Genomic DNA, 19,885 nt, shown 5'->3' with positions numbered 1-19,885 from the left:
GTGACCTTTCAGTCTGCTCGGCCGGGCAGCGGCGAATCATGGTCCATCGCAGGCATTTCCAACTCTGCGGTGAGTGCGGCCCAGGTGAGGTTGTTGACGCTGAGCACGCGCTGCAACTGCCAGAAGCGGGTGCGCAGATACAGTTCCGCGGATCCGTCGTCGGCCACGTCGAGGTGGTCGGGGCCGTCGATGGCGGGGTTGAGGGTGATCGTCGTGACGGGCGGCGCCGTGTCGTCGACGGTGAACAGGGTGGCGCCGCCGGGGATGAAGGTGTGCCGGCAGCGCGTCCCGGCCGGAACGGCCAGTTCGGCGCAGTTGGTGGTGATGGTGATCTGTGGGTCGAGCAGCAGTTGCGCGACCCATGCTCGTGCGGTGGCCTCGGGTCGATCGGCGTTGATGCCCAGCGCCGCGATGACGGCCAGATCCAGCACCAGGACGGAGTCGGTGGCGGTGACCCCGACGACGATCAGCCGTTTCGGTGTGCCGGTCGGGTCGGGGAGGTCGTCGGCGGGCAGGGTCATCACGTCGGTGCCGGGACCGGTGACGGCAGCGGGAAATGCGGTGATGGTGCCGGTGGCGATGTCGACGGTGTAGGCGATGATCGGGCTCAGTGCCCGTTCGCCGATGCCGCTCAATCGCACCAGGCCTTCGTTGTGCAGCCAGAGCACCGCGTCGGCGACGGTGACCTCGTCGACATCGCTCATGAGGCGCGCTCGGCGGCCGTGTCGGCGGGTTCGGGGTCGGCCCAGGGGTCGGAGTCCATCAGCGCCTGGTACTGCCGTGCGGCGTCGGCGGTGCTCTCGCCGATCGCGGCCATGATCTCGGCGACCAGTTCGTGGTTGTCGAACCGGGCGGTGGTGCCGGGGGCGAGGTAGAGGCCGGTCAGTCGGCCCATGGCGTCGATCTCCGGCACGACCGCGCCGGTCGGTGACGGGCGGCGGGCGCGGATGGCGTTGATTCTTTCGCGCATCTCGGCGATTCGATGCCGTAGGTCGCGTGCGGCATCGAGAGCGGCTTGGACGTCGGGGTGCATGTCGCTCATGTGGAGCCTCCGGTGTTGGTCGGCGCGTGATTGGCGGGGGCCGGGGTGGGTGGTGTGACGCTGGGCGCGATGGTCGGTTTCTCGCCGATCACGGCCTCGGTGTGCGCGGTGTCGTCGACGTACATGAGCCGGTCGGGGTGCCAGGCCACGACGCGGGAGCGGTTGTTGGCGCCGGCTGCGCCTGCCATGCCCGGTGACATCGGCATATAGGGCGGCGAGTAGCCGGTGCCAGCGCTGGGTCGGGCGGTGGCCGTCGCGGGCAGTGCGTCGATGACGGGAGCGCGGGCGACGGTGGCGGTGTTCGCAAGCGCGGGTGCCTCGACGACAGGCAGTATGCCGGCGTCGTAGGGAGCAATCGATGGAATGCTCGGCGACCCCGGATCTCCACCGGGCCCGCTCGGGCCACCGAGGTCCGAGAGCGCCGGAATGGTTGGCAGCCCACTGTCGAGGTAGGGGGATTGGTCGGTGGCGGGGTCGGTGATGGTCGGATCATGCTGGGACAGTTGACTGTTCGCGCCGGTCAGTGAGCTCAGCAAGGTGGGCAGGAGCTGGGTGAGCATGCTGGCGTCGCTGTTGGCGTTGTTTGCGGATGTGGTGCCGCTCTTGGTGGGACCACTACCGGTGGTGGCGGGATTGCCGGTCTTGGTGGGGTCGCCACCGGCGGTGGGCTTACCGTCACCGGCCGTGGTGCCCAGCGCCGCCGTGTAGTCCGCGGCCGTTTGTGCCGAGCGCGCGTTGTGCTCGTTGAATTCGGCGAGCGCCTGTTCGATCGCGGCGGCGTTCTTGGAACGTATCGCGGCCAGGAGCTTGTTGCGGGTCGCTTGGATTTCCTGCGGGGTGGGGTGACGGTTCTTGGCGGTCTGAAAGGCGTTCGCGTAGTCGTCGATGCTGGTGGCGTGGGCATCGAGTGCGTTGCCGAGATCGTCGAGTTGTTGCCAGAAGTCGCTCATGTGGGCGGCCACCATCGTCCCGACCGGTGTCCAGTTGTTCAGCACCGGAATGGTCCGTTGCAGCTCGTCGAGCCCGGAATTGTGAGCGCCGGCGCGGTATTGGCGGATCGCATTCGCCAAGGCGCGCGCGGGTGCAGTACCGGGACCTGAATGCAGTTGCTGGGCGAAGGTGAGCGGATCGACGGCCACCGAAGCGGGCGGCGGCATCGTGGGTGCCGACCGGGGTGCGTAGGGCTGCGGGAGCGCGACCCGATTCACGGGTGCGTCCCCGCCGGCACCGCCACCGAGAAGCTCCGCGCCGGACTGATCGGCTCGGGTGTAGTCGACCGCCGCGGCACCGACCTGGTAGGCGTGCGGTGCGATGCCGTTGAGGGCCTGGATCAAATCGTTGACCGTGGATTCGTACCTCGGGTTGATACCGGTGACTGCGGCGTGGGAATCCGCGTCCTGGCCAGCGGGCTGCAGCCAACCCGAAGGCAGCGCCGAGTGCATTCGGTGTACCAGCCCGGCCAAGATCGCGGCCGCGTCGAGCAGCTCACCGGGATCGACGTTCAATTCCACGCTCGTGTTCCTTCTGCGGCCGGTTTCAGGTCGTCATCGCCGCAGCGGGTCCGTCCGCGGGCGAGGCATCGGTGGCCGGACCTGTTACTGCCGCGCCGGGGCTGGTTCGGTCCAGTTCGATGCCGCGCGGACGCGCGAAGCCTGCGAAGCCCTTGAAACTGCCTGCGCTGTCCGACATTTCGTCGGCGAGGATCTGAATTAAGCGGTCAACGATAACTTCGACCTGGTCGGTGTCGGGGTTCGAACCATCGAGTCGCCGCACAATGGCGGTCTTTTCCGGGTCCTGCCAGGTCACGACGTCTCCGGTCATCAGCTCGCTCGGATCCTTGCTGTCGCCGATCTTCTTGTCGTCCGACCACTTGGCCGAGGTCTTGGCATAGGCCTGGCGCGCGTCGAGGACGGCCGGGTCGTGGAAGGCGGCATCGAGTGCTTGCCACACCGTCGGGGAGACCTGCTGGGTCTTGCCGTCGTAAAAGGTGAAGGGCACCGACCCGTCTGCGGCCGGGGTCGGCATCGCCGAGGGGACCGCGGGCTGTGTCGCAGGGTTGTTGCCGACCGGTGTCACCTGCTGGGGACCCGTGGGCGAGTTGCCCGGTGTCGCGGGCGTCGTGACGGGGGATTGCGGAGTCACCGGTGCGGCCTGCAACGGCATGGGGCCCTCGGGCATCTGCTGCTCGGAATACGGATCGCGCCCGTAAGGGTCCTGGTTGGCATTGTCGCGCTGCCCCATCAAGTCCTGGAGCGCAATCAGCGACCCCATATCGCCCAATCCCGACGTTGAGGGGCTATTGGACCCGCTCTGTGTCAAGCCTGCCTGGGTCGGTGTATCGCTGGTGTTGATGGCCGGATTGTTGAGCGGATTGGCCGACGGCGTTCCCTCGGGGGTCGCCGGGCTCGGCGCTGCAGGGGTGCCCAGCGTGCCCGGCGTGCCCGGATCTCCCGGTGTTTTCGTCGGACTGTCGAGCCCCAGTGTGCTGAGCAGCTTCGCGGCGTCGTCGGCGTTCGATGCAGGGGCGCCTGGCGTACCGGCGCCCGCGGGAGCCTTCGCTTGGAGCGCGCTCAACGCGTCTTGGGCGTTCTGCTGCCCGTTCTTGAGGGCGTCTATCGCGTCCTGCAAGCCTTTCATCTGCGTCGCCAGATCGTTAGCAGCCGCCTGCTGGGGCTTGATTCCATCGTTAGCCTGCTGGAGCGTTCCTTCTACAGCAGAATGGGCGTCGTTCAAAAATTTCATTACCCACAGATTCTCATCCATATCGGCAGGCGGAACGGTTCCTGCACTGTCATTGATGTTTTGGATGATCTGGTTCACTGCCGCTTGGGCATTCTGAGATACGGTCGAGGTTTGCTTCGCGAGGGGCGGCAGTTTTTCGTCGAGAGCCTGCATCTGTCCCAACAATTTATTGAGACTCGACACCAGCGACTGATATTCACTCCACATTTGACCGTCACCGCTCGAGCTACTTGCCGACGGAACGAATGTGGGGATTGCAGGTGGAGGCGGTGGCGGGTTGGGGTTCCCATTCCCGAATTGATCGTAGAATAGGCTGTGATAAAAAGCGGGCAGCCTCCTGTATTCCGTCTCCAACGTCGGACTCATGATGTATCTCCGATCCCAGGGTGGTGGCGTTTGAGCATTCTGCCGTCTCATCAGGGCGGCATTGGGCATGAGAAGATCAGTGAGTTTTGGGATGGGGCCGGCGTCCACTAAAGTTACCCGACTTCATGACGAGCCGCGAGCGACGGAGTGGATATATTCACAGTTGGGATAGAATCAGGAGTCGGGACTTTCGAGGCTCCTGGTGTACTTCCGGCCGGCAATTTCAACATCAGCGAATTCGCCATTTCAGTTAACACGCCGGTCTTCACCGACCGCAAAGCTAGTGGCTTTAATGTTTTGACAGGAGATTTTTTTAATGCATTGAGCAGAGGTTTTTTTAATGCTTTTACAAGTGGCTTCGATCGGGCGGCGAAACCATCAGTCACTGCATCGACAAGTCCGGTAGCAGTGGCTTCATACCAGTGCTGCCCCTCGTGGGACGCAACCAGCCCGCCGACCAGTCCAGCCGCCGCGCCGGAAATCCAGGGCGCGGCCGGCGCTAGAACCGGAATGGCGGTCGCGGCCGCCAACCCGACCATCCCCGCCACGCTGGGAGCCCAGTCCTTCACGACATCCAGAAAGCCGCTCATACAATTCCTCACCCATCGCGCGTCGAAACTGGGGCGGCTAGGCAGGTCGACCTTCTCAACTCATCAACCAGCGAGCCGACGATGCTCGACGTTCTTCGCACCAATTCTCAGGGCTTCTCAACGCTGGGAACGTGCCGTCCGCGGCCGACGATCGGAGAGGATCGTTCACACGTCAATGACCAAGGATTAGGGCGATCATTTCCCGAAAGCTCGCTACCCTGCAATGGACACGCGCGAACGACGAAGTGCTGCGAGAAGCGGTCCGGACATAAGGGTCGACCTGATGCTCGCGCGTCACTGACCCGGGGATGGTTCACGAGAGCCAGCGCAGCAGCTTCAGTGGGTCGGTTTCGGGGCCGACGGCTCGGTAGAGCCGCGCCGCGACCTCGGCGCGTTCGCTGAGAATCGTGGTGTGGTCGGCGCCGAATATCTTCGGCACGGCCAGCGCCAGTCCGGCCCACGCCTGTGGGCGTAGTGGATCGGTGCGCAGTTCGCGGGTGTAGAGCGCGACTGCTTCGCTGCGGTATCCGGCGAGATAGGCTCGGTCGCCCTCGAGTTGTCCGGGCAGGCGGCGGGTGGCCGGCGCGGCGGTGCTGGTTGTCTTCAGCAGGGCCGCCAGGGGCAGCTGCCGGTGGTGGTTGGGGATCCGCCGCTGGTCGGTGTGGGTGACTGCGGCTACTTCGGCGCTCGGCGGCTGGTTCGCCGCCCATCGGGTGGCCAGGTCGGCGATCCACGCCGGGTCCGGTTCGAGGTTGCGTACTCGCCAGAAGGTTCGGTGGGCGGTCATGGCTTCGGCGGCGGCGTGGACGGCCTCGGGTGGGATGGGTTCGTTCTGCCAGGGCAGCATGGCCTGGGCCAGGGCGTTGATGAATCGGTGTCCTTCGGCGGTCAGCAGCCCGGAGGTCTGTGCCTGGCCGACGGCGACCGCGACTTGGGCGCGCCACAGTTCGAAGTCGGTGTGGGCTTGCTGGGATCCGTGGCAGTCGGAATTGCGGTGTACACGCCAGAAGTCGGTGACGCCGAAGAAGGCGTAGATCCCGTGCAGCAGCCCGAAGATCGGGCGTGGATCGTCGCGCCACGGCGCGTAGAACCGGCATCCGGGATCGGCGTCGAACAGTTGGACCTGGTCGGTCAGGAGGTTGAATTTCGTGTGCTGAATCTCGTGGATCAGGGTGAGCGCCAACTGGCATCGGTCGGCGGGGGCGGTCGTGTAGACACAGCCGACTCCGTGGGATGCGGTGTGACTTGTGCTGGCTACCACCGGTTTTGCGCTGAGTGGGGCGAGGCTGCGCAGGGCGCTGCGCATCGGCGGGAGATACTGTCGGAGGTTGTCGCGCAGCAGGTGCCACGCGTCGGCGAAGTCTCGCTGCCAGATGCGGGCCTGCTCGGCGTCCAGTCTGGGTGGTGGGGTCTGTGCCGGCATCAGATGCCGGAAGGGGTCGAGGTCGTCGAGCCAGACGTGTGGTTCGCCGTCGGCTGCATGTATGCGGCGCAGCGGTAGCCATTGCGGGTGTGATTCGTCGGCCGGTGAATCGATGTCGATGCTGCCTTCGGCCCAGGTGAAGCTCAGCGTGCCGGTGGCTGTCCAGCGCAGCTCGCAGGGTCCGTTGTAGCCTTCGGCGGTGAGCTGGGCCAGTCCCAGTGTGGGAAGCATGATCACGCCGTTGCGGATCACCAGTCGCATGGTGCCTTCGGGTAGGCAGGTGATGCACGCTGCGGCGGCGAGCCATCCCAGGTAGCCGCAGTCGGCCCACAGCGGAACCTCGCAGTCCCCCGGTTCGGCGGTGGTTCGCCCCAGTACGTGGGTCAGCCATGGGCCTGTGTGCGGGTAGCACAGCATCGTGGCGACCGTGTCCTGGTGCGTTAACTGGAGGTCGGCGAGAGTCCGGTAGGCCTCGTGTATCCCTGCGGTCGCGGCGGTCTCGGGTGCGTCTGCGTCGAGGGTGTCGATCAGGGTGCGCAGCAATATCATTCGCACGCCGAGCATGCCGTCGGTGAGGGCCGCGACGCTTTCCGCGGAACCGTAGCCTGAGCTCAAATCCATGATGATGGTGTCGATTTCGGGTGCCGCGCCGGGCATTGTGTGTCTCCTGTGGTTGCGGGTCGCGCGCCGCGGGTCATTGCGCGGCTGTGCCGAGTGCCGCGCCGATGTCGGCGCGCAGGCGGCCCTCGATGTGGGTGATGAGTGCGGTGAGGTCGGGGCAATACACCGACGGGTTGCGGAATCCGGTGTCCTCGCGATAGCGATGGACATAATGCCCACCGCCGCAGACGGTCTGGAACGTGCAGGCGCGGCAGGTGTCGCTGAGCGCGGCGGCGCCGATCTGGCGGGCCGCGATCGCGGGTTCCCACATCGCCTCGTCGAGCGGGTTTCCGTCACCGCGGACCGGCAGGCCGGCGGCGCCCTCGAAGGCCGATTTCAGCTCGTCGACCTGTTCGAGCGAGCCGTCGGTTTCGATGACCGCCAAGCGAATAGGTTCCAGCCCTAGGGTTTCCGACGCCACGGTTCTTCCGAGCAGGAGGTCGATGATGTTGTCGAACAGGCGTACGCGGGTTTCCAGTTCCGGTGCCCGGTACCACCGGTCGAAGATCTCGATCAGCCAGTCCGCGTACGGGGTGGCCGAGGACCCGGGAGTGCGGCCCGGTGGTGGTGTGGTCCAGTTTCCGTGGGGCAGCAGAAAGTCGACAGCGGGTGGCCGGTGGCGTGTCAGCGCTTCGTAGGTCCGCAGGGGATCGTTGGCCAGGTCGATGGTGCACAGCAGCCCGGAGAACAGGCGCCGGTGCTCCGGTGCCCGTAGCCGTTGCAATCCGGCGACGATCTTGGCGTGGCTGCCACGTCCCGCGTGGTCGAGGCGGTGCCGATCATGCTCGCTCTCGCCGCCGTCGAGACTGACGCCGATCCTGACGTTCCAGCGCGCGCAGACGCGCAGGACATCCTCGTCGATCAGCACGCCGTTGGTCTGCATTCCCAAGCGCACCGTCGCGATCGGAGCGATGATCTCGGTCGCGGTGCGGGCGAAGTAGTCCAGGTCGAGGGGGCCGACCAGTAGTGGTTCGCCACCGTGGAATACCAGATTCACCGCGGGCAGTGCCTGGCGGGCGGCGTGGTCGGCGATCATCCGGCAGGCATCGGTGAAGACGTCACGACTCATGGCTTTGGGCTTGGATCGCCAACTCTGATCGGCCATTTCGTAGATGTAGCAGTAGTCGCACGCCAGATTGCAGCGGCCGTGAATTTTCACGATGAACTCTTCGAAGGCCAAGGGACGCCATCCGCCCCGGCGCAACTCCGCAAAGTCCAATCCCCACCCTGGCCACGGTAATTCGCTCGTGAGGTGTTCCATGGGCTCGGTCCTCTCGAGTTCTGGTCGCTACCGGAATTGGGCAGCATCGATTACCCGTTGTCCCGCGCGTGTATCGGGGTTGACGGAAGGCGTGATGTGTTCCGGGGAATATGGCCGTGTCCCAGCATCGCGGACTTTACTGTTTCCCGCTCATATTCGCTGCTCGAGGCTCCCCATACCTGAGAACTGGCTGGCAGCGGGACCGCTCGGCCGTAGGTTGCGTCGCGCCCGGCGTCGGGTGACCAACAGGAGAACACAGGTTTGCCGGAAGGCGTTGATACACAATGTAATTGTCGGTAGTCTCGCTGATATGGCTGAGCGTTCATCGAGCAGCCGATCGGGTCGGCTGCGCCGAAAGCCGAAAACGTCAATGGGTTTCGAGGGGTGTCGGGGACGCGTCATCGCGGGTCGTCTGCGCGCACGATTCGCTGACCGACGATGGCGGCGGCGAGTCACCTGGACGGTTTCGATCCTCTTCGTACTACTGATATTTCCCGGCTTGGTGGGCGCAGTGGCGTCGGCGCAGAGCGGCGGTAGCTCGCAAATCGACGGGCTCAGCTGGATGGATGTCCGCGACTCCTACAATGTCCCGCTGGCGAACTACCAGTTCGTCACGGACCACGGCGGTCTGCTCGACGCCGGCACAACCGCCTTGTGGACCATCATCTCCATGGAATTCGCCGGATATATCGTCATTGTGATGACAGCGATCTGGCTGATCGGCTATGCGCTGAGTTTCCAATGGCTGAATATATTCGCGACCGCGCTGCGCGGTGTCGCACATACTTTGAGTTTCCAGATCGCGACGCCGGCTCTGCTGATCGTGGCCGCGACCATCGGCGCGTTCTGCGTGGCATGGTTCGTACTTCGTGGGTTCCATGCCAAAGCCACCCTCCAGGTGGTGACGATGCTCGGTGTCGCCGTCATCGGACCGATCTTTCTGTCCGATCCGCTGGCCGATGTGCTGTCGCCCGACGGAATTCTCTCGCAGGGACGCGATGTCGGCCTCACGGTTGCCGCCGGACTCGACGGCGACTCGAACCCGAGCCCGACCCATCTGGTCGTCTCCATCCAGCACGATATGGCAGACAATTTCGCCCGCCGCCCGCTTCAGCTGTGGAATCTGGGTCACGAGGTCGATACCACGCCCGCCTGTCGCGATGCGTGGTCGACCGGGGTCGTCACCGGCAATCGGAAGTCGATGGAGACGATGCTGAAGAACTGCGGTGACGATTCCGCCGCTGCCAAGGTCGCAGAACCGTCGGTGGGTCAGGTCGCGACCGGTCTCATGCTGCTGATCTGTGGCACATTGCTATTGATGTTCGCGGCCTTCCTCGCATTCCGTGTCATCAAGTCTGCGCTCGATTCGATCTACCACGCCCTGCTGGCGATATTCGGTTTCGCCGCCGGTGGATTCGTGTATGGAGCGCCGCAGACGTTTCTGGTGCGCAATGTCGTGCACAGCATGATGTCCGCTGCGCGGATGACGGTGTTCGTGATCTTCCTCGGTCTCTATACGCTGGTCATCGGCAGCTTGTTCAAGCAGGTGCCCGGTCACGAGATGGCGGTGATGGTGACGGTGTCGATCTTCCAGACCGGCGCGGTCTTACATGTCAAGGACGTCAACAGCGGTATCACCAAGGGCGGCGATTGGTTCGCCAACCGATTCGCGGTGGCGATCCAGAGCGGCATGAGCACATCCTCCGCCGGCGGCGGGTCCGCGCTCGGCATGGGCGCGGCAGGGGCGAAGGGGCATGGCCTGGTTGCTCGGCTGGGCACGGTCAACACGATCAACCAATCGCCGGTGACGGCATGGCTCGCCGGTGGTGTCCCCAATCCCCTGAGTCCGATGGCGCGCAAGCGCGCCAAGGTCGAGAGGCAAAATCTCGCGGTCGCACCGATGAACAACGAGGCGGCCCGCTGGAATCAGTTGGCGCGTGACAACGCCCGAATCAAGGTGGGCACGACTGGGCGGCCTCGTCGGAGGACCGCGCTCGAGCTGGCCACCATGATCGACAAGCTGGGGGACGAAAAGGTCCCCGAGAGCCAGTGGATCCCGATGATGGTGGAGGCCGGTGCAACCCCGACCCAGGCCAGCCAGACGATGCGTGCGCATGCCGTGCAGAAGGCCATGCTGATCGACGGCTACGGGGTTCCGGCAATACAGAAGGCCATTGCGGCGGCCTACGCCATCGACAATCATCTCGACCACGACCCGGCCACGAGAGAAGCGATCGCCGCGAAGTCTGTCATCGGCGCCAACAATGCCAAGACAAGCTCGTTGAAGCCCAACCGTGCCCTGTCACCAGCCGAAAGAGAGTATGCCAAGAAATTCATGGCTCTGCCCGAAGACAAAATGAGGAAGGAGGTCGAGTCCAAGATATGGAAGACAAAGAGCAAAGATCTCAAGTGGTACATCGGCAGCAGCATGACCAAGAGTCACGCGGACCTGACCACACAATACGAGAAGACATTCAGCGATCCGAAGATGAGGGGCACCGCTCAGGAAGAGATTGAACGAGGCCTTGTGAGGCAATCGGCTCGAAAGATGGCGGCCGCGGGTGACGATCCGTGGAAGCCTTGATGCTGAACAGTGTTCAGCTTGCGTTCCCACCTCCGCTTGTCGTCTGCCCTGTTCGGCGGGGTTTGACGTAGAGCCGCGGCCCACTCGGTCATCTGTGTTCTCACACCAACCCTGTGCAGGTGCAAGTTCGGCGCAGAATCAGTCAGATGAGGTCGCTACGTCCACCGCCCGGCAGTGAAACTGCTGGGCAGGGCAACAAGTTTCACGTTCGCGCCGGTGTGCGGGGCTTCGACGCACTGCCCATTGCCGATGTACATCATGACGTGGCCGGGTCCGTCGCTCTGGAACTCACAGAAGATCAGATCTCCGGGCCGGATGTCGGCGGGGTTCACCGCGGGCAGCTGCCGATACTGCTCTTGGGAGGTGCGCGGCAGCGCTACGCCTGCGGCGGCTGCCGCGTATTGGACCAGGCCCGAGCAGTCGAAGGCGTCAGGTCCGGTGGCGCCGTAGACGTAGGGTTTGCCGAGTTCGGACAGGGCCACCGAAATCGCTGTCTGCGCAGTCGCTGTCGTTGCCGGTGAGGTGATGCCCGCGTGGCTGTGTCCGGCGATGTTGAACAGGTAGAGGGCGGTGAGTTGATCGATGGCCGCTGCGGTGTCGGCCGCACTGATTTGCCCACCGGCGACGATGGTGCCGCCTTGCTGTAATGCGGCGGCGATGATGTCGTGGACGCGTTGCTGTCCGGCGGGGGTGTAGGCGGAGGCTCCGAGTGCGCTCAACGCCGTGTTGAGCTGGCCGAGAAGGCTTTTCACAGCGGCGTAGTCGAAGGTGTGAGTGCCGGCGAGCGCCTTGAGGTAGAGGGCGAGCTGGCTGTCGATGTTGTAGTAGGCGGTGGCCACATTGTGTTGATAGAGCTGGGCGGCGGACAGCGCCGCCGCGGCCCCGGTCGCTGAATCGCTGGACTGCGCGCCGCCGGTGGGTGCGGGTTTGGTCGACGTCGACGGCGGCGCGGTGGTCTGACGATTGCCGTACGTGTCGCGCAGCAGCCGCAAGGCTTTGATCGCGGCCTGCGCGCTCGGCGAGAGGTTGGCAGTCGATCCGGCCGGAGCATGTGCCGCCGCGGATGTCGGTGCGGGCGAACCGTTTGCGCTTGCACCGCCCGCGCCGGCCAGAGCTGCGGCCAGTATCGGGAGCAGCGCGGCCCCCGTCAGCGGGGAAGGCGCGGTCCGGTGTGCGTCGGGCTGGGGCCCGTCGGCTGGCGGGTCCGCGGGCCGGGCATTGCTGGGTGGTGCTGGTGTCGTGACCGATCGAGGCGGCGGATTCTGCGCTCGAGCCACGGTGGCCCGGAGCGCGGTGGGTGACGCGGGTGCGGCGGCGGGCGCGGGCCGTGTGGTGTCGCTGGCGAGACCCGGTGCGGGCGAGCGTGGTTCGGTCGCGGGACGGTCAGCCGACACTGCGGGTGTCGTGTCTTGCGAGGGTTCGATGGATGGTGCCGGGTCGATATCGGCTGACGGGTTCTTGCGGAGGGTCCACGGTGTCTTGGGACTGGTCCGGTCCTTGCTGACGGTCGCAGGGCGGGGTGTGTTTCCGTCTGCCGGACCGGTGTCGGTGTCGGGTCCGGGTTCACTTCCGGCCTCGGGTGCTGTGTCCTCGGATGGTTCCGCGGCACTGGTCACGGTAGGCCACCGAGAACTCGTTTGATGCGGACATCATCTCCGGTCGGCAGGCTCGCTTCGGTGACCTGTCCGGAGACCGGATCGCAGCTCACGATGCGCGCGGACCCGATCGAGACGCCGACACGAGTGGGTGCATAGCCGCGGTAGCCCCAGAACACCAGATCACCCGGCGAAACCGCCGAGGGATCGACTTGTTGTCCGCACAGGCTTTGCGCCGCGAGGGTGTCCGGCAAGTCGATGACCGCGCGAGCGACAGGATCCTGGCATCGTGGCGACGCGGTCATCGTCGAATCGTCTTGCGCCACAGCGCCGTCGGCGGCGCTGGTTCCTCGCGGGCCGGCCCCGGTAGTGGTCTGCTGGCATGTGCCGGTCAGCGAATCTGTTGAGGCGCTGTGGATCACCGCTGCGGTCAATGCTGCCGGATCGAGGGTTTGTCGTTTGCTGTTCGCAGGCCCGCTCGCCTGTGTGAGGGCGGCCTGTCGGGCGCATTCGGAGGCCAAGCCCTGGTATCGGATTGTCAGCGGCGGCTGTTGGAAGGGTGCCGATCGCATCGCTGTCGAGCAGGCCCGGTACCAGTCCGATACATGGGTGTCATCGGGTGCGAAGGTGACACTTGCGTAGGGGTTGGTCGTCGGTACCGCCTCCGTGGGCGGTGTGCTGCTCGAGCAGGTAGAGGACCCGGCGGCATGTGCTGATGCCTCGGGATCGGGCCCGACAGCGGTTTCGCATTGGCAATGGAACTTGCCGGATGTCGCAGAGGCGCCGCCGACGGCCAAGATGATCACGGCGAACGTCGTCGCCAGGAGCACGAACGCGCCCGCGATGATTCGCCGTAGCAGGCGCGCGACGCCGGGTATCGCCAACAGTCGAATCATCGTCTGCTCTTTCCTTCGGTTGTCTCGAAAGGCCCGCCGGGTGGCGTGAGTTACTGGAATACGGAAGGCATCCCGGAGGGTGTCCAGTCTTGGGTCTCGGTGGCGTCCTCGACGGCCTGCATGGTGACTTCCAGCCTCATCGGGTTGGTCGGATCATCGACGAGGTCGGTGACGGCTCGGTGGACTCGCGTGGCGTGCTGTTCACCGAGCCGCACCCACATGCGTCCTGCTGCGGCCCGGTCGATTCCGTTGTTCTGGAGCCTCGCGACGCCCTCGGCGATGGTGCCTCCGCTACCGTTTCGCGCCTTCCATTGCCCGCTTGCGGTGTCGTATTCGGTCAAGCCCGCGGTGTGGGCGAGGTGGCCCAGGATCTCGAGTTTCTCGCGGGTGGGGTCGGTGAGGTAGTCCTCGAGGTATCGCTGCTGGTTGTCGTCGAGCTGCCCGCCGTGGTGCACGCCGCGCGCGTTGGCGGACTGGAGTTGGTGCGACATCGCGTGCAGGGTGGCCACTGCGGCCGCGACGTCGCCGGTGTCTTCCTCCGTGAGCCCGGAACCGGATCCGGCCGATTGTGAGGCAAGATCGTGTACCCGGCGCATCGCGGCGGCCGTATAGCCGAGTCGTTCGTCCTTGCCGGCGCGGTTCGTGTATCCGCTCTGGGCTTCGCCCCATGCCTCGACGGCCTTGCGGGTCATTGCCTCGTCGCGAAACCCTGCGCCCGACAGTGCCGCGGACAGGTCGGCGCGCCCTGCACCCTCGCCGATCGCAGCCTGGATGGCGGCCGCCGCACCGATGTAGGTATCGGTGCCACCGCGTGTGCCCGAAGCCAGAATGCCTCGGCGTGCGGCTTCCACGTATCGCCTGCGATGGACGTACCTCTGTGCCTGCCAACCACCGCCATCACCGATGCCGCGCGCCGAGCCCGCGCCCGGCTCCGGGGTGTGGTTGTCCGGTTCGGGCCCTTCGGACCTCGGTAGCAAAAGACGCAAACCGCGCATGGCCATTCCTGTGACCGGGGAGCCGACGACGGTATTGATCGCGCTGAAGGTTCCGATCACTCCGAGCCCGTGTCTGCGGGCTCCTATGGTGCCCATCCCCAGGGCGAGTCCGCCGGGCTGGTCGTCGCCCTGTATTCGTAGCGCGAATCGGTTTGCGAGCCAATCGTTTCCGCGGTCAAGACTTTCGGTGAGACGTTTGAGTTGGATGATGGCGACGACTTCGAGGATCGCGCCGATAACGAAGACCGGCATGACCTGACCGCCGGCCTGCCGGAACAGGTCACCCAGGACCAGGACATAGATGCCGAGGAAGACGATCTCGGCGGACATGCGGGCGGCGGCGAAGAATCCGTGCACCAGGTTCCGGACCAGGAAGGTCTGGCTGGGTCCGTAGATGAACCCGCCCGCGGCGAAGCCGAAGATGCTCATCAGGCCGTGGTAGACCGAATCGAGTCCCGAACGCACGATCCGCAGCGACAGCACCGCGGCGAAGGCCAGCAGCAGGGTTCCGGTGAGCAGGACGAGCAGTCCGGCACCGATCTGCCCGAAGGACGGATTCTTGGTGGCCGAGTATGCGTCCCGATCGCCACAATCGTGGATTCCGGTTTTGAGTTGGTCCTCGTCGCCGACCTTGACTGCTGTCGTCCAGGCCTGTCGGCATGCGGGTTCGCCGTCGATGACATGTCCGAAGTTCCAGGTTTGCAGTGGGCGGCGGGCGAAGTTGTCGGCCAGGTCTTGCTGCATCGTCGAGATCAGTTGTCCTGGTTGTGGACTCCGATCGCCATTGAGCCCGGCCGCGACCGAGATGCCCACGTCGCGTGCTTGACTGAGCCAGCCGTTGGATGAGAGCACCTCCGCCAGCGGGTCGGCGAACATCACTGGACCGAGAATCGCTACGCACAGCATGGTGACCACTTGGACGGTTGCCTTCGCGTGAAGGCCGCGCAGCACGAACCAGGCGACACAGAACGCGCCTACGGCGACGGCGGTGATCAGTATCGAGGACGCGCCGAACGTCTGGGTCAATGATCGGGCGACGGTCCGCAGCGGGGCGGCGAGCAGGTCGAGCCATTGGAACGAAAGCACGTATCCGATCAGCCAGATGCCGGTGGTGACGATCACAATCCAGCCGGCGAATTCGACGCCGATGACCACGATCAGTCCGGCGCGGGCGGGATCGAGGAGGCTGGTGTGGGTGTCGGTGGCGAACATGTAGTCTGACAGGTCCACCCCGGTCGAGTCCCGGACGTTCATCCAGCTCAGCGCGCTGTTGGACGCTGCGCCACCCGATCCGGTCTGGGCTTGTGCGACCGTTCCCAGCAGCCCGGGGAAGACGAACAGCCCTATCACGATTGCGCTGACGGTCACGCTTCGTCGGCGCGGTGGCGAAGAGGTGATCCAGGTCCTGCCGCGGCGCAGCACGGCGCGAGGCTGCCATCGCTGTTCATCCCAGAACTGCTCCGGGTCGAACCGGGCGGTCACCGTCGGCGAATCATGGTGGCGCCCAGCCGCGTCGGTGGTCATGGCATCGTCTGCTGACTCGCCGTCGCGACGCGTGCGGCTGCGGGGGTGCTGGTGATCGCGACCGCGCGATCGGCGCGGGCGGGGCCGAGGACCTTCCCGCGGCCGATGCGATTGAGCGCATCGCGCATGAACATCTCGCCGCGACGTTCCTCGGGTACCTGGCGGCCGGGCCCGATGGGCGGCGAGGTTTCCTCGCGCAGGATCTGCACCAGGTAGGGCGCTTCGTCGAGATCGACGCCGAGCCATTCGAGACTGTTGCGAGCCAGTGTCTCGTCGCGTTGACGGAAGACGAATCGGTTGGGGATCAGATTGTGGGCCGCGCCTTGGAAGTCGGTGGCCGGATCGTGCGACGCCAGGGCGATGGCGGCCAGGTGTTTTCGGCCGTCGCGGCTGAAGTCGGAGGTGACCGCCGCACCGACCTGTGTTTGGGTGAAGTGGTGCGCTTCGTCTCCGACCAGCAGACCGAATCGCCCGCTGTCGCTGAGGAATGCCTCTCGGGCGGCGACTCCGACGAGTTCGTAGAGTGCGGTCCCGAGCCTTTTGGTCAGGGGGAGTCTGTTGTAGAGGTGTGGGGTGGTGAGTTCCTCCGCGCTCGGTAGCGCCACGTTGTGGCTGCGGATGACGGTGGCGGCGGCGTCGAGCCGCAACGGGGGCAGGTTCGGATCGAACAGCACCGGGACGCGATCGACGACGGTGCCCAGGCGGGCGGCCAGATCGGCGTATTCGTCGCTGATACCGGGTGTTTCGCGCAGGTGGCGTACGGCGTGGAACAGATCCAGCAGTGACTGGATGCGGTGTTCGGCGATTCCGCGTGGTGTGAGCAGGGTGCTGGCGGCGGCTCCGGCTCCGGAGGTGGGTGAGAGATCCAGCAGCGGCAGAATGGAATCGAGGGCCCGCTCCCCCGCGATGCGTGGTTCGAACATGCGCAGCGGATCCAGCGACACTGTCGGGTTGGCCAGGTCGATGACGACCGCGTTGTCGATGGCGGCGGCGAAATGTTCCCATTCGCCGACCTGGCTGCGGTCGATCGCCAGGAACTGGCCACCCATGTCGTGTACCAGTGCGGCGATCAATTTCAGCAGATACGACTTGCCGGAGCCGAGTTCGCCGGTGACGGCGAACGAGGCGGACAGGTCGTGCAGGGCGGCTTCCATGATGCCGAAGTGGATGGGCTCGAAATTGCCCGACATCAGGTTGATGCCGATGACCGGACCGCTGTCGTCACCGATCTGGCTGGTGGTCAAGGGCACGAATCCGGCCCACATATCCGAGGGGACGATGTGGGCGTAGTCGTCGAAGGCACGACGGGATGGGCTGCCGGGCACCAGCATCGACCACAGATCGACCTGTGCGCCCAGCGGTGCGGTCAGGTCGATTTGGAATCGTTTGTACCGGCGTTTGAGGGTGTTGACCGCGTCCATGGTCACGTCGCGGGCGGCGCCGCCCACCGCGATCACCGTGGTGAACGAGACTTCCGATTCGCCGCCGTTGACCTCGAAGTGGTGGTTGTACTCGCCGAGCATCTGGGCTTTGGACAACAGGGTGTTGTGCGCGAAGGACACTTCCTGATCTCGTTGGTCCATCTGCTCGCCGAGGCGGCGCAGGTTGGTCTCGTTGGTCTTGAGGACCTGGTCGGCGGGTTTGGTCGATACCCGGATTCCCCAGTCGACGGTGACGTCTTCCAAGCCTTCGAGCACATTGAGGAACTCGCTACCGCCGGGAAAGGTCATGCCCGCGTACGGAAACGAGTGCGGAGTGAGCATGGCCTGATAGGAGGGTCGGGCTTCGAGGTCGGGTTGGACCACCTTGATCACCGGCACGAACGAGGGCCGTAAGCGCCGGCTGTTGTCGGCTTGAGCGCCTTCGTCGAGCGCGGCGGACCGGAACACGGCCGCGGTCGCGTCGTCGAGTGCGCCGACTCGCGTCGGTGCGATCGGATCGCCTGCGGCGCCTCGGGACAGGTAGTGCTCCCACAGCCATTGAAATAGCGCGGCCGGCACCGGGGTCGGGTCGAAGTCGCTACCGATCCTGGACAGGATCTCGTTCGCCTTCTGCTCGTAGGCGTCCAGGTCGGCGCGCGCGATGGCGGCGGCGTCGGCGGATGCCCTGCTGCCGCGCCACATCCGGGACAGGGCAGATACTCCGGGGTTGGTCGATCCGACCGGTATCGACAACAAGAAGATGCGGGTCTGCGGCTGGATCGCTCGCACGCGCTCGAAGGCGGCGACGACTTCGACCGCGTAGGCCTCGCATTCGTCGAGGTCGACGCCTTCCACCATTTTGCTCAGGACATCGCGAGTGTTGAGGCCGGCTTGGATGCCCAGTAGCAGAGAGCCGCTGGGCACGTTGTTGATCAGCGCGTGATGGGCGGCTTTCACATCATGTTTGTCGGCGGCCTTGCGCAGGCCGTAGCCGAGCGGGTTGATGAAGTACGTTGCGGTGACCAGGCCCTGGTGGGTGAACTGCAGGTGGCCTCGGATCGCCGCGGTGGGTTGCAGGTCGCGATCGAAACTCATCGGGACCGTCCTTCGGTGATCGCTCGACGGTCACCGACGAGGAAGTCCAGCAGTGTGTTGCCGGACTGTTCGGCGGGTGCCGGTCGCTCGATCATGGGGGTGGCGGGCAGGATGATGACGACCGATTCCTCGATGAACAGGGTGTTTCGTGCCGAGGCGGAGTCGACGGGCATACCGGAGGCCGATACCGGCTTGCGGTCGAGGATCAGCCGGCCGACCCAGAGCGCGCGAGAGGTCAGGCGAACCCCGGTGTAGGGCACGAGGCCGAGTGCGAAAACGATCACCGCGGTAACGAACAATCCGGCGATGAAGGTGATGGCGGGGTTGACCGGGAAGGACATGGAGCTGACCGAGGTGACCAGCAGCAGAGCCGCGGCGGCGGCGACCTGTGGGAGGGTGTAGGGCCCGAACGGCAATTTCTGCCCGTTCTGCGCCTTTCCGATCATGGTCGGGACTCGTTTGACCGGTGTGAAGACCTTGATGACCTGGCTCATCGGCCGTACTGGCCGATAGGCCGTTCAGGCACGACGTGGCTCGAGTCCGCCCTGGCGAAGTACACCAGGCTGGGTAGCACCCAGAACAGGACCGCGGCGACCAGCGCCGATCCGACGACGGAGATCACCTTGCCGGGTGAGAGCTTGTTCTTGGTGGCCTCGGAGATCAGGATCGCCATGCTCGCGATCGTGAGGATGAGGATGCCGATCCATCGGACCATTTGCAGGATCAGGGACAGAATGGTTTCTAGGCTGGTGCCCATGCGGGGTCCTTTCCCGGTCACTTTTGTGTCGCCGGCGGAATCTGCACCGCGCTCGAGGGCGTTCGTGCCGACGGGGTCGGCGTCGCTGACGTGTCCCGCAAGGGTTGGTCGGTCGTGGCTTGCAGCGGACTCCGAAGTGCGGGAACGAGATCCAGCGACTGCACCTGCCATTGACCGGCGGCGCGAACCATGACCAGCGGGTAGGCCAGCGTCGGTGCGACACCGCCGTCGATCTTGGGATTGACGGTCGCGAGGACTCGAGAGTGATCGGCGGTGGTGCCGCAGCCCGGGTCGTCGGCGCGGACGGTTGCGGTGTCGACCGTGGTGAACGGTGACGGGCGCAGCGACACGATCCCCGAATCCGGTGTGACGTAGCGGGTGATGTCGCCGGAACCGGTCAGCATCGCCTGCAGGAAGCCGGCGGCGACCTGCGCGAGCGGGGTGTCCTGGATGCACGAGGTGGCGTAGTCCAGGGCCAGATCCGCGCCGCGACCGGGAGGCTCGACCGCCGAGGGCAGTGCCAGGGCCCGCAGACGTCCGTCGACCACCGACACCGCGACCCGGTAGTACTGGCGTGCGTCGTCGGTCGCACCGGGCCGTTTGGCGATGCGCACCGATATCGTGACGGTCCAGATGTCGGTGTTTGCGTTCGACAGGCTACGTGCGACATACACGATGGCCGGATCTGTCACTTGTCGTGCTGTGGTGGGCAAGCTGACCTGCTGTGCGCCGCCGACGTATTCGGCGATCCGATCCTGCTGGCCGGTAGTGGCGCTCAGATATACGACGACGAATTCCCGAGCGAACCATTCCGCGAGGTCGGCGCGGCCGATCAGCGAAATCGTCGAATTGTCCGATGGCCCCGGTGGTGGTGTGGAAAAGGCGTCCAGCACCGCGTGGCCGCCGCCGAGAACGGCGAGTACTGCCACTATCG

At 65.3% G+C, this 19,885-nt stretch carries 15 protein-coding genes; 1 reads left to right on the top strand and 14 read right to left on the bottom strand.

The window, feature by feature from the left end; translation table 11 throughout:
* Positions 1 to 8: 8 nt before the first annotated feature.
* From ACYVKL_RS38145 to ACYVKL_RS38115, 7 genes are all read right to left on the bottom strand, one after another.
* Complete coding sequence (locus tag ACYVKL_RS38145; protein WP_379172242.1) at positions 9 to 704, bottom strand: hypothetical protein; 696 nt, start codon at positions 702 to 704, stop codon at positions 9 to 11.
* Positions 701 to 1,042, bottom strand: coding sequence for a hypothetical protein (locus tag ACYVKL_RS38140; RefSeq protein ID WP_379172239.1), 342 nt, complete (start codon positions 1,040 to 1,042; stop codon positions 701 to 703). The genes ACYVKL_RS38145 and ACYVKL_RS38140 overlap by 4 nt, the downstream gene beginning before the upstream one ends.
* Positions 1,039 to 2,553 carry a PPE domain-containing protein gene (locus tag ACYVKL_RS38135; protein WP_379172237.1) on the bottom strand — a complete coding sequence of 505 codons (1,515 nt, stop codon included), beginning with the start codon at positions 2,551 to 2,553 and terminating at the stop codon, positions 1,039 to 1,041. The genes ACYVKL_RS38140 and ACYVKL_RS38135 overlap by 4 nt, the downstream gene beginning before the upstream one ends.
* 25 nt (positions 2,554 to 2,578) lie before the next feature.
* Positions 2,579 to 3,991, bottom strand: a complete 1,413-nt coding sequence (locus ACYVKL_RS38130) for a hypothetical protein (protein ID WP_379172235.1) — start codon at positions 3,989 to 3,991, stop codon at positions 2,579 to 2,581.
* 272 nt (positions 3,992 to 4,263) lie between these two features.
* A complete protein-coding gene (locus ACYVKL_RS38125; protein WP_379172233.1) occupies positions 4,264 to 4,740 on the bottom strand; it encodes a hypothetical protein in 477 nt (158 codons plus the stop codon).
* 313 nt (positions 4,741 to 5,053) lie between these two features.
* Positions 5,054 to 6,820 carry an HEXXH motif domain-containing protein gene (locus ACYVKL_RS38120; protein ID WP_379172231.1) on the bottom strand — a complete coding sequence of 589 codons (1,767 nt, stop codon included), beginning with the start codon at positions 6,818 to 6,820 and terminating at the stop codon, positions 5,054 to 5,056.
* A 37-nt stretch (positions 6,821 to 6,857) separates the two neighbouring features.
* Positions 6,858 to 8,084 (bottom strand): FxsB family cyclophane-forming radical SAM/SPASM peptide maturase, encoded by a 1,227-nt coding sequence (locus tag ACYVKL_RS38115; protein WP_379172229.1) that lies wholly within the window; start codon positions 8,082 to 8,084, stop codon positions 6,858 to 6,860.
* 499 nt (positions 8,085 to 8,583) lie between these two features.
* Between ACYVKL_RS38115 and ACYVKL_RS38110 the strand changes: the two genes are divergently transcribed.
* Positions 8,584 to 10,668: a hypothetical protein gene (locus ACYVKL_RS38110; RefSeq protein ID WP_379172227.1), complete on the top strand. Its 2,085-nt coding sequence runs from the start codon at positions 8,584 to 8,586 to the stop codon at positions 10,666 to 10,668.
* A 155-nt stretch (positions 10,669 to 10,823) separates the two neighbouring features.
* Here ACYVKL_RS38110 and ACYVKL_RS38105 read toward each other — a convergent pair whose 3' ends face one another.
* The 7 genes from ACYVKL_RS38105 to ACYVKL_RS38075 form a co-directional block, all read right to left on the bottom strand.
* The gene (locus tag ACYVKL_RS38105; protein ID WP_379172225.1) at positions 10,824 to 12,062 is read right to left on the bottom strand and encodes a C40 family peptidase; all 1,239 of its coding nucleotides are present in this window, start codon (positions 12,060 to 12,062) and stop codon (positions 10,824 to 10,826) included.
* 218 nt (positions 12,063 to 12,280) lie between these two features.
* Positions 12,281 to 13,159: an NlpC/P60 family protein gene (locus ACYVKL_RS38100; protein WP_379172223.1), complete on the bottom strand. Its 879-nt coding sequence runs from the start codon at positions 13,157 to 13,159 to the stop codon at positions 12,281 to 12,283.
* A gap of 50 nt (positions 13,160 to 13,209) precedes the next feature.
* Positions 13,210 to 15,678: a hypothetical protein gene (locus tag ACYVKL_RS38095; RefSeq protein ID WP_379172221.1), complete on the bottom strand. Its 2,469-nt coding sequence runs from the start codon at positions 15,676 to 15,678 to the stop codon at positions 13,210 to 13,212.
* A complete protein-coding gene (locus ACYVKL_RS38090) occupies positions 15,675 to 18,194 on the bottom strand; it encodes an ATP-binding protein (RefSeq protein ID WP_379172218.1) in 2,520 nt (839 codons plus the stop codon). Before ACYVKL_RS38090 ends, ACYVKL_RS38095 begins: the two co-directional genes overlap by 4 nt.
* On the bottom strand, positions 18,191 to 18,688 hold the full coding sequence (locus tag ACYVKL_RS38085) for a hypothetical protein (RefSeq protein WP_379172216.1): 498 nt from the start codon (positions 18,686 to 18,688) through the stop codon (positions 18,191 to 18,193). Before ACYVKL_RS38085 ends, ACYVKL_RS38090 begins: the two co-directional genes overlap by 4 nt.
* A complete protein-coding gene (locus ACYVKL_RS38080; RefSeq protein ID WP_379172214.1) occupies positions 18,685 to 18,951 on the bottom strand; it encodes a hypothetical protein in 267 nt (88 codons plus the stop codon). Before ACYVKL_RS38080 ends, ACYVKL_RS38085 begins: the two co-directional genes overlap by 4 nt.
* 17 nt (positions 18,952 to 18,968) lie before the next feature.
* Entirely contained in the window at positions 18,969 to 19,880 is a 912-nt protein-coding gene (locus tag ACYVKL_RS38075; RefSeq protein ID WP_379172212.1) for a conjugal transfer protein, read from the bottom strand.
* Between the last annotated feature and the right edge of the window lie 5 nt (positions 19,881 to 19,885).

It is taken from the genome of Nocardia tengchongensis (assembly GCF_054781395.1).
This window is presented reverse-complemented; position numbering and strand designations above follow the sequence as displayed.

What these genes read in the sequence shown, in the direction of transcription:
- ACYVKL_RS38145 (WP_379172242.1), bottom strand. Translation starts at nt 704, where the DNA reads ATGAGCGATGTCGACGAGGTCACCGTCGCCGACGCGGTGCTCTGGCTG.
- ACYVKL_RS38140 (WP_379172239.1), bottom strand. Translation starts at nt 1,042, where the DNA reads ATGAGCGACATGCACCCCGACGTCCAAGCCGCTCTCGATGCCGCACGC.
- ACYVKL_RS38130 (WP_379172235.1), bottom strand. Translation starts at nt 3,991, where the DNA reads ATGTGGAGTGAATATCAGTCGCTGGTGTCGAGTCTCAATAAATTGTTG.
- ACYVKL_RS38125 (WP_379172233.1), bottom strand. Translation starts at nt 4,740, where the DNA reads ATGAGCGGCTTTCTGGATGTCGTGAAGGACTGGGCTCCCAGCGTGGCG.
- ACYVKL_RS38120 (WP_379172231.1), bottom strand. Translation starts at nt 6,820, where the DNA reads ATGCCCGGCGCGGCACCCGAAATCGACACCATCATCATGGATTTGAGC.
- ACYVKL_RS38115 (WP_379172229.1), bottom strand. Translation starts at nt 8,084, where the DNA reads ATGGAACACCTCACGAGCGAATTACCGTGGCCAGGGTGGGGATTGGAC.
- ACYVKL_RS38100 (WP_379172223.1), bottom strand. Translation starts at nt 13,159, where the DNA reads ATGATTCGACTGTTGGCGATACCCGGCGTCGCGCGCCTGCTACGGCGA.
- ACYVKL_RS38095 (WP_379172221.1), bottom strand. Translation starts at nt 15,678, where the DNA reads ATGACCACCGACGCGGCTGGGCGCCACCATGATTCGCCGACGGTGACC.
- ACYVKL_RS38090 (WP_379172218.1), bottom strand. Translation starts at nt 18,194, where the DNA reads ATGAGTTTCGATCGCGACCTGCAACCCACCGCGGCGATCCGAGGCCAC.
- ACYVKL_RS38085 (WP_379172216.1), bottom strand. Translation starts at nt 18,688, where the DNA reads ATGAGCCAGGTCATCAAGGTCTTCACACCGGTCAAACGAGTCCCGACC.
- ACYVKL_RS38080 (WP_379172214.1), bottom strand. Translation starts at nt 18,951, where the DNA reads ATGGGCACCAGCCTAGAAACCATTCTGTCCCTGATCCTGCAAATGGTC.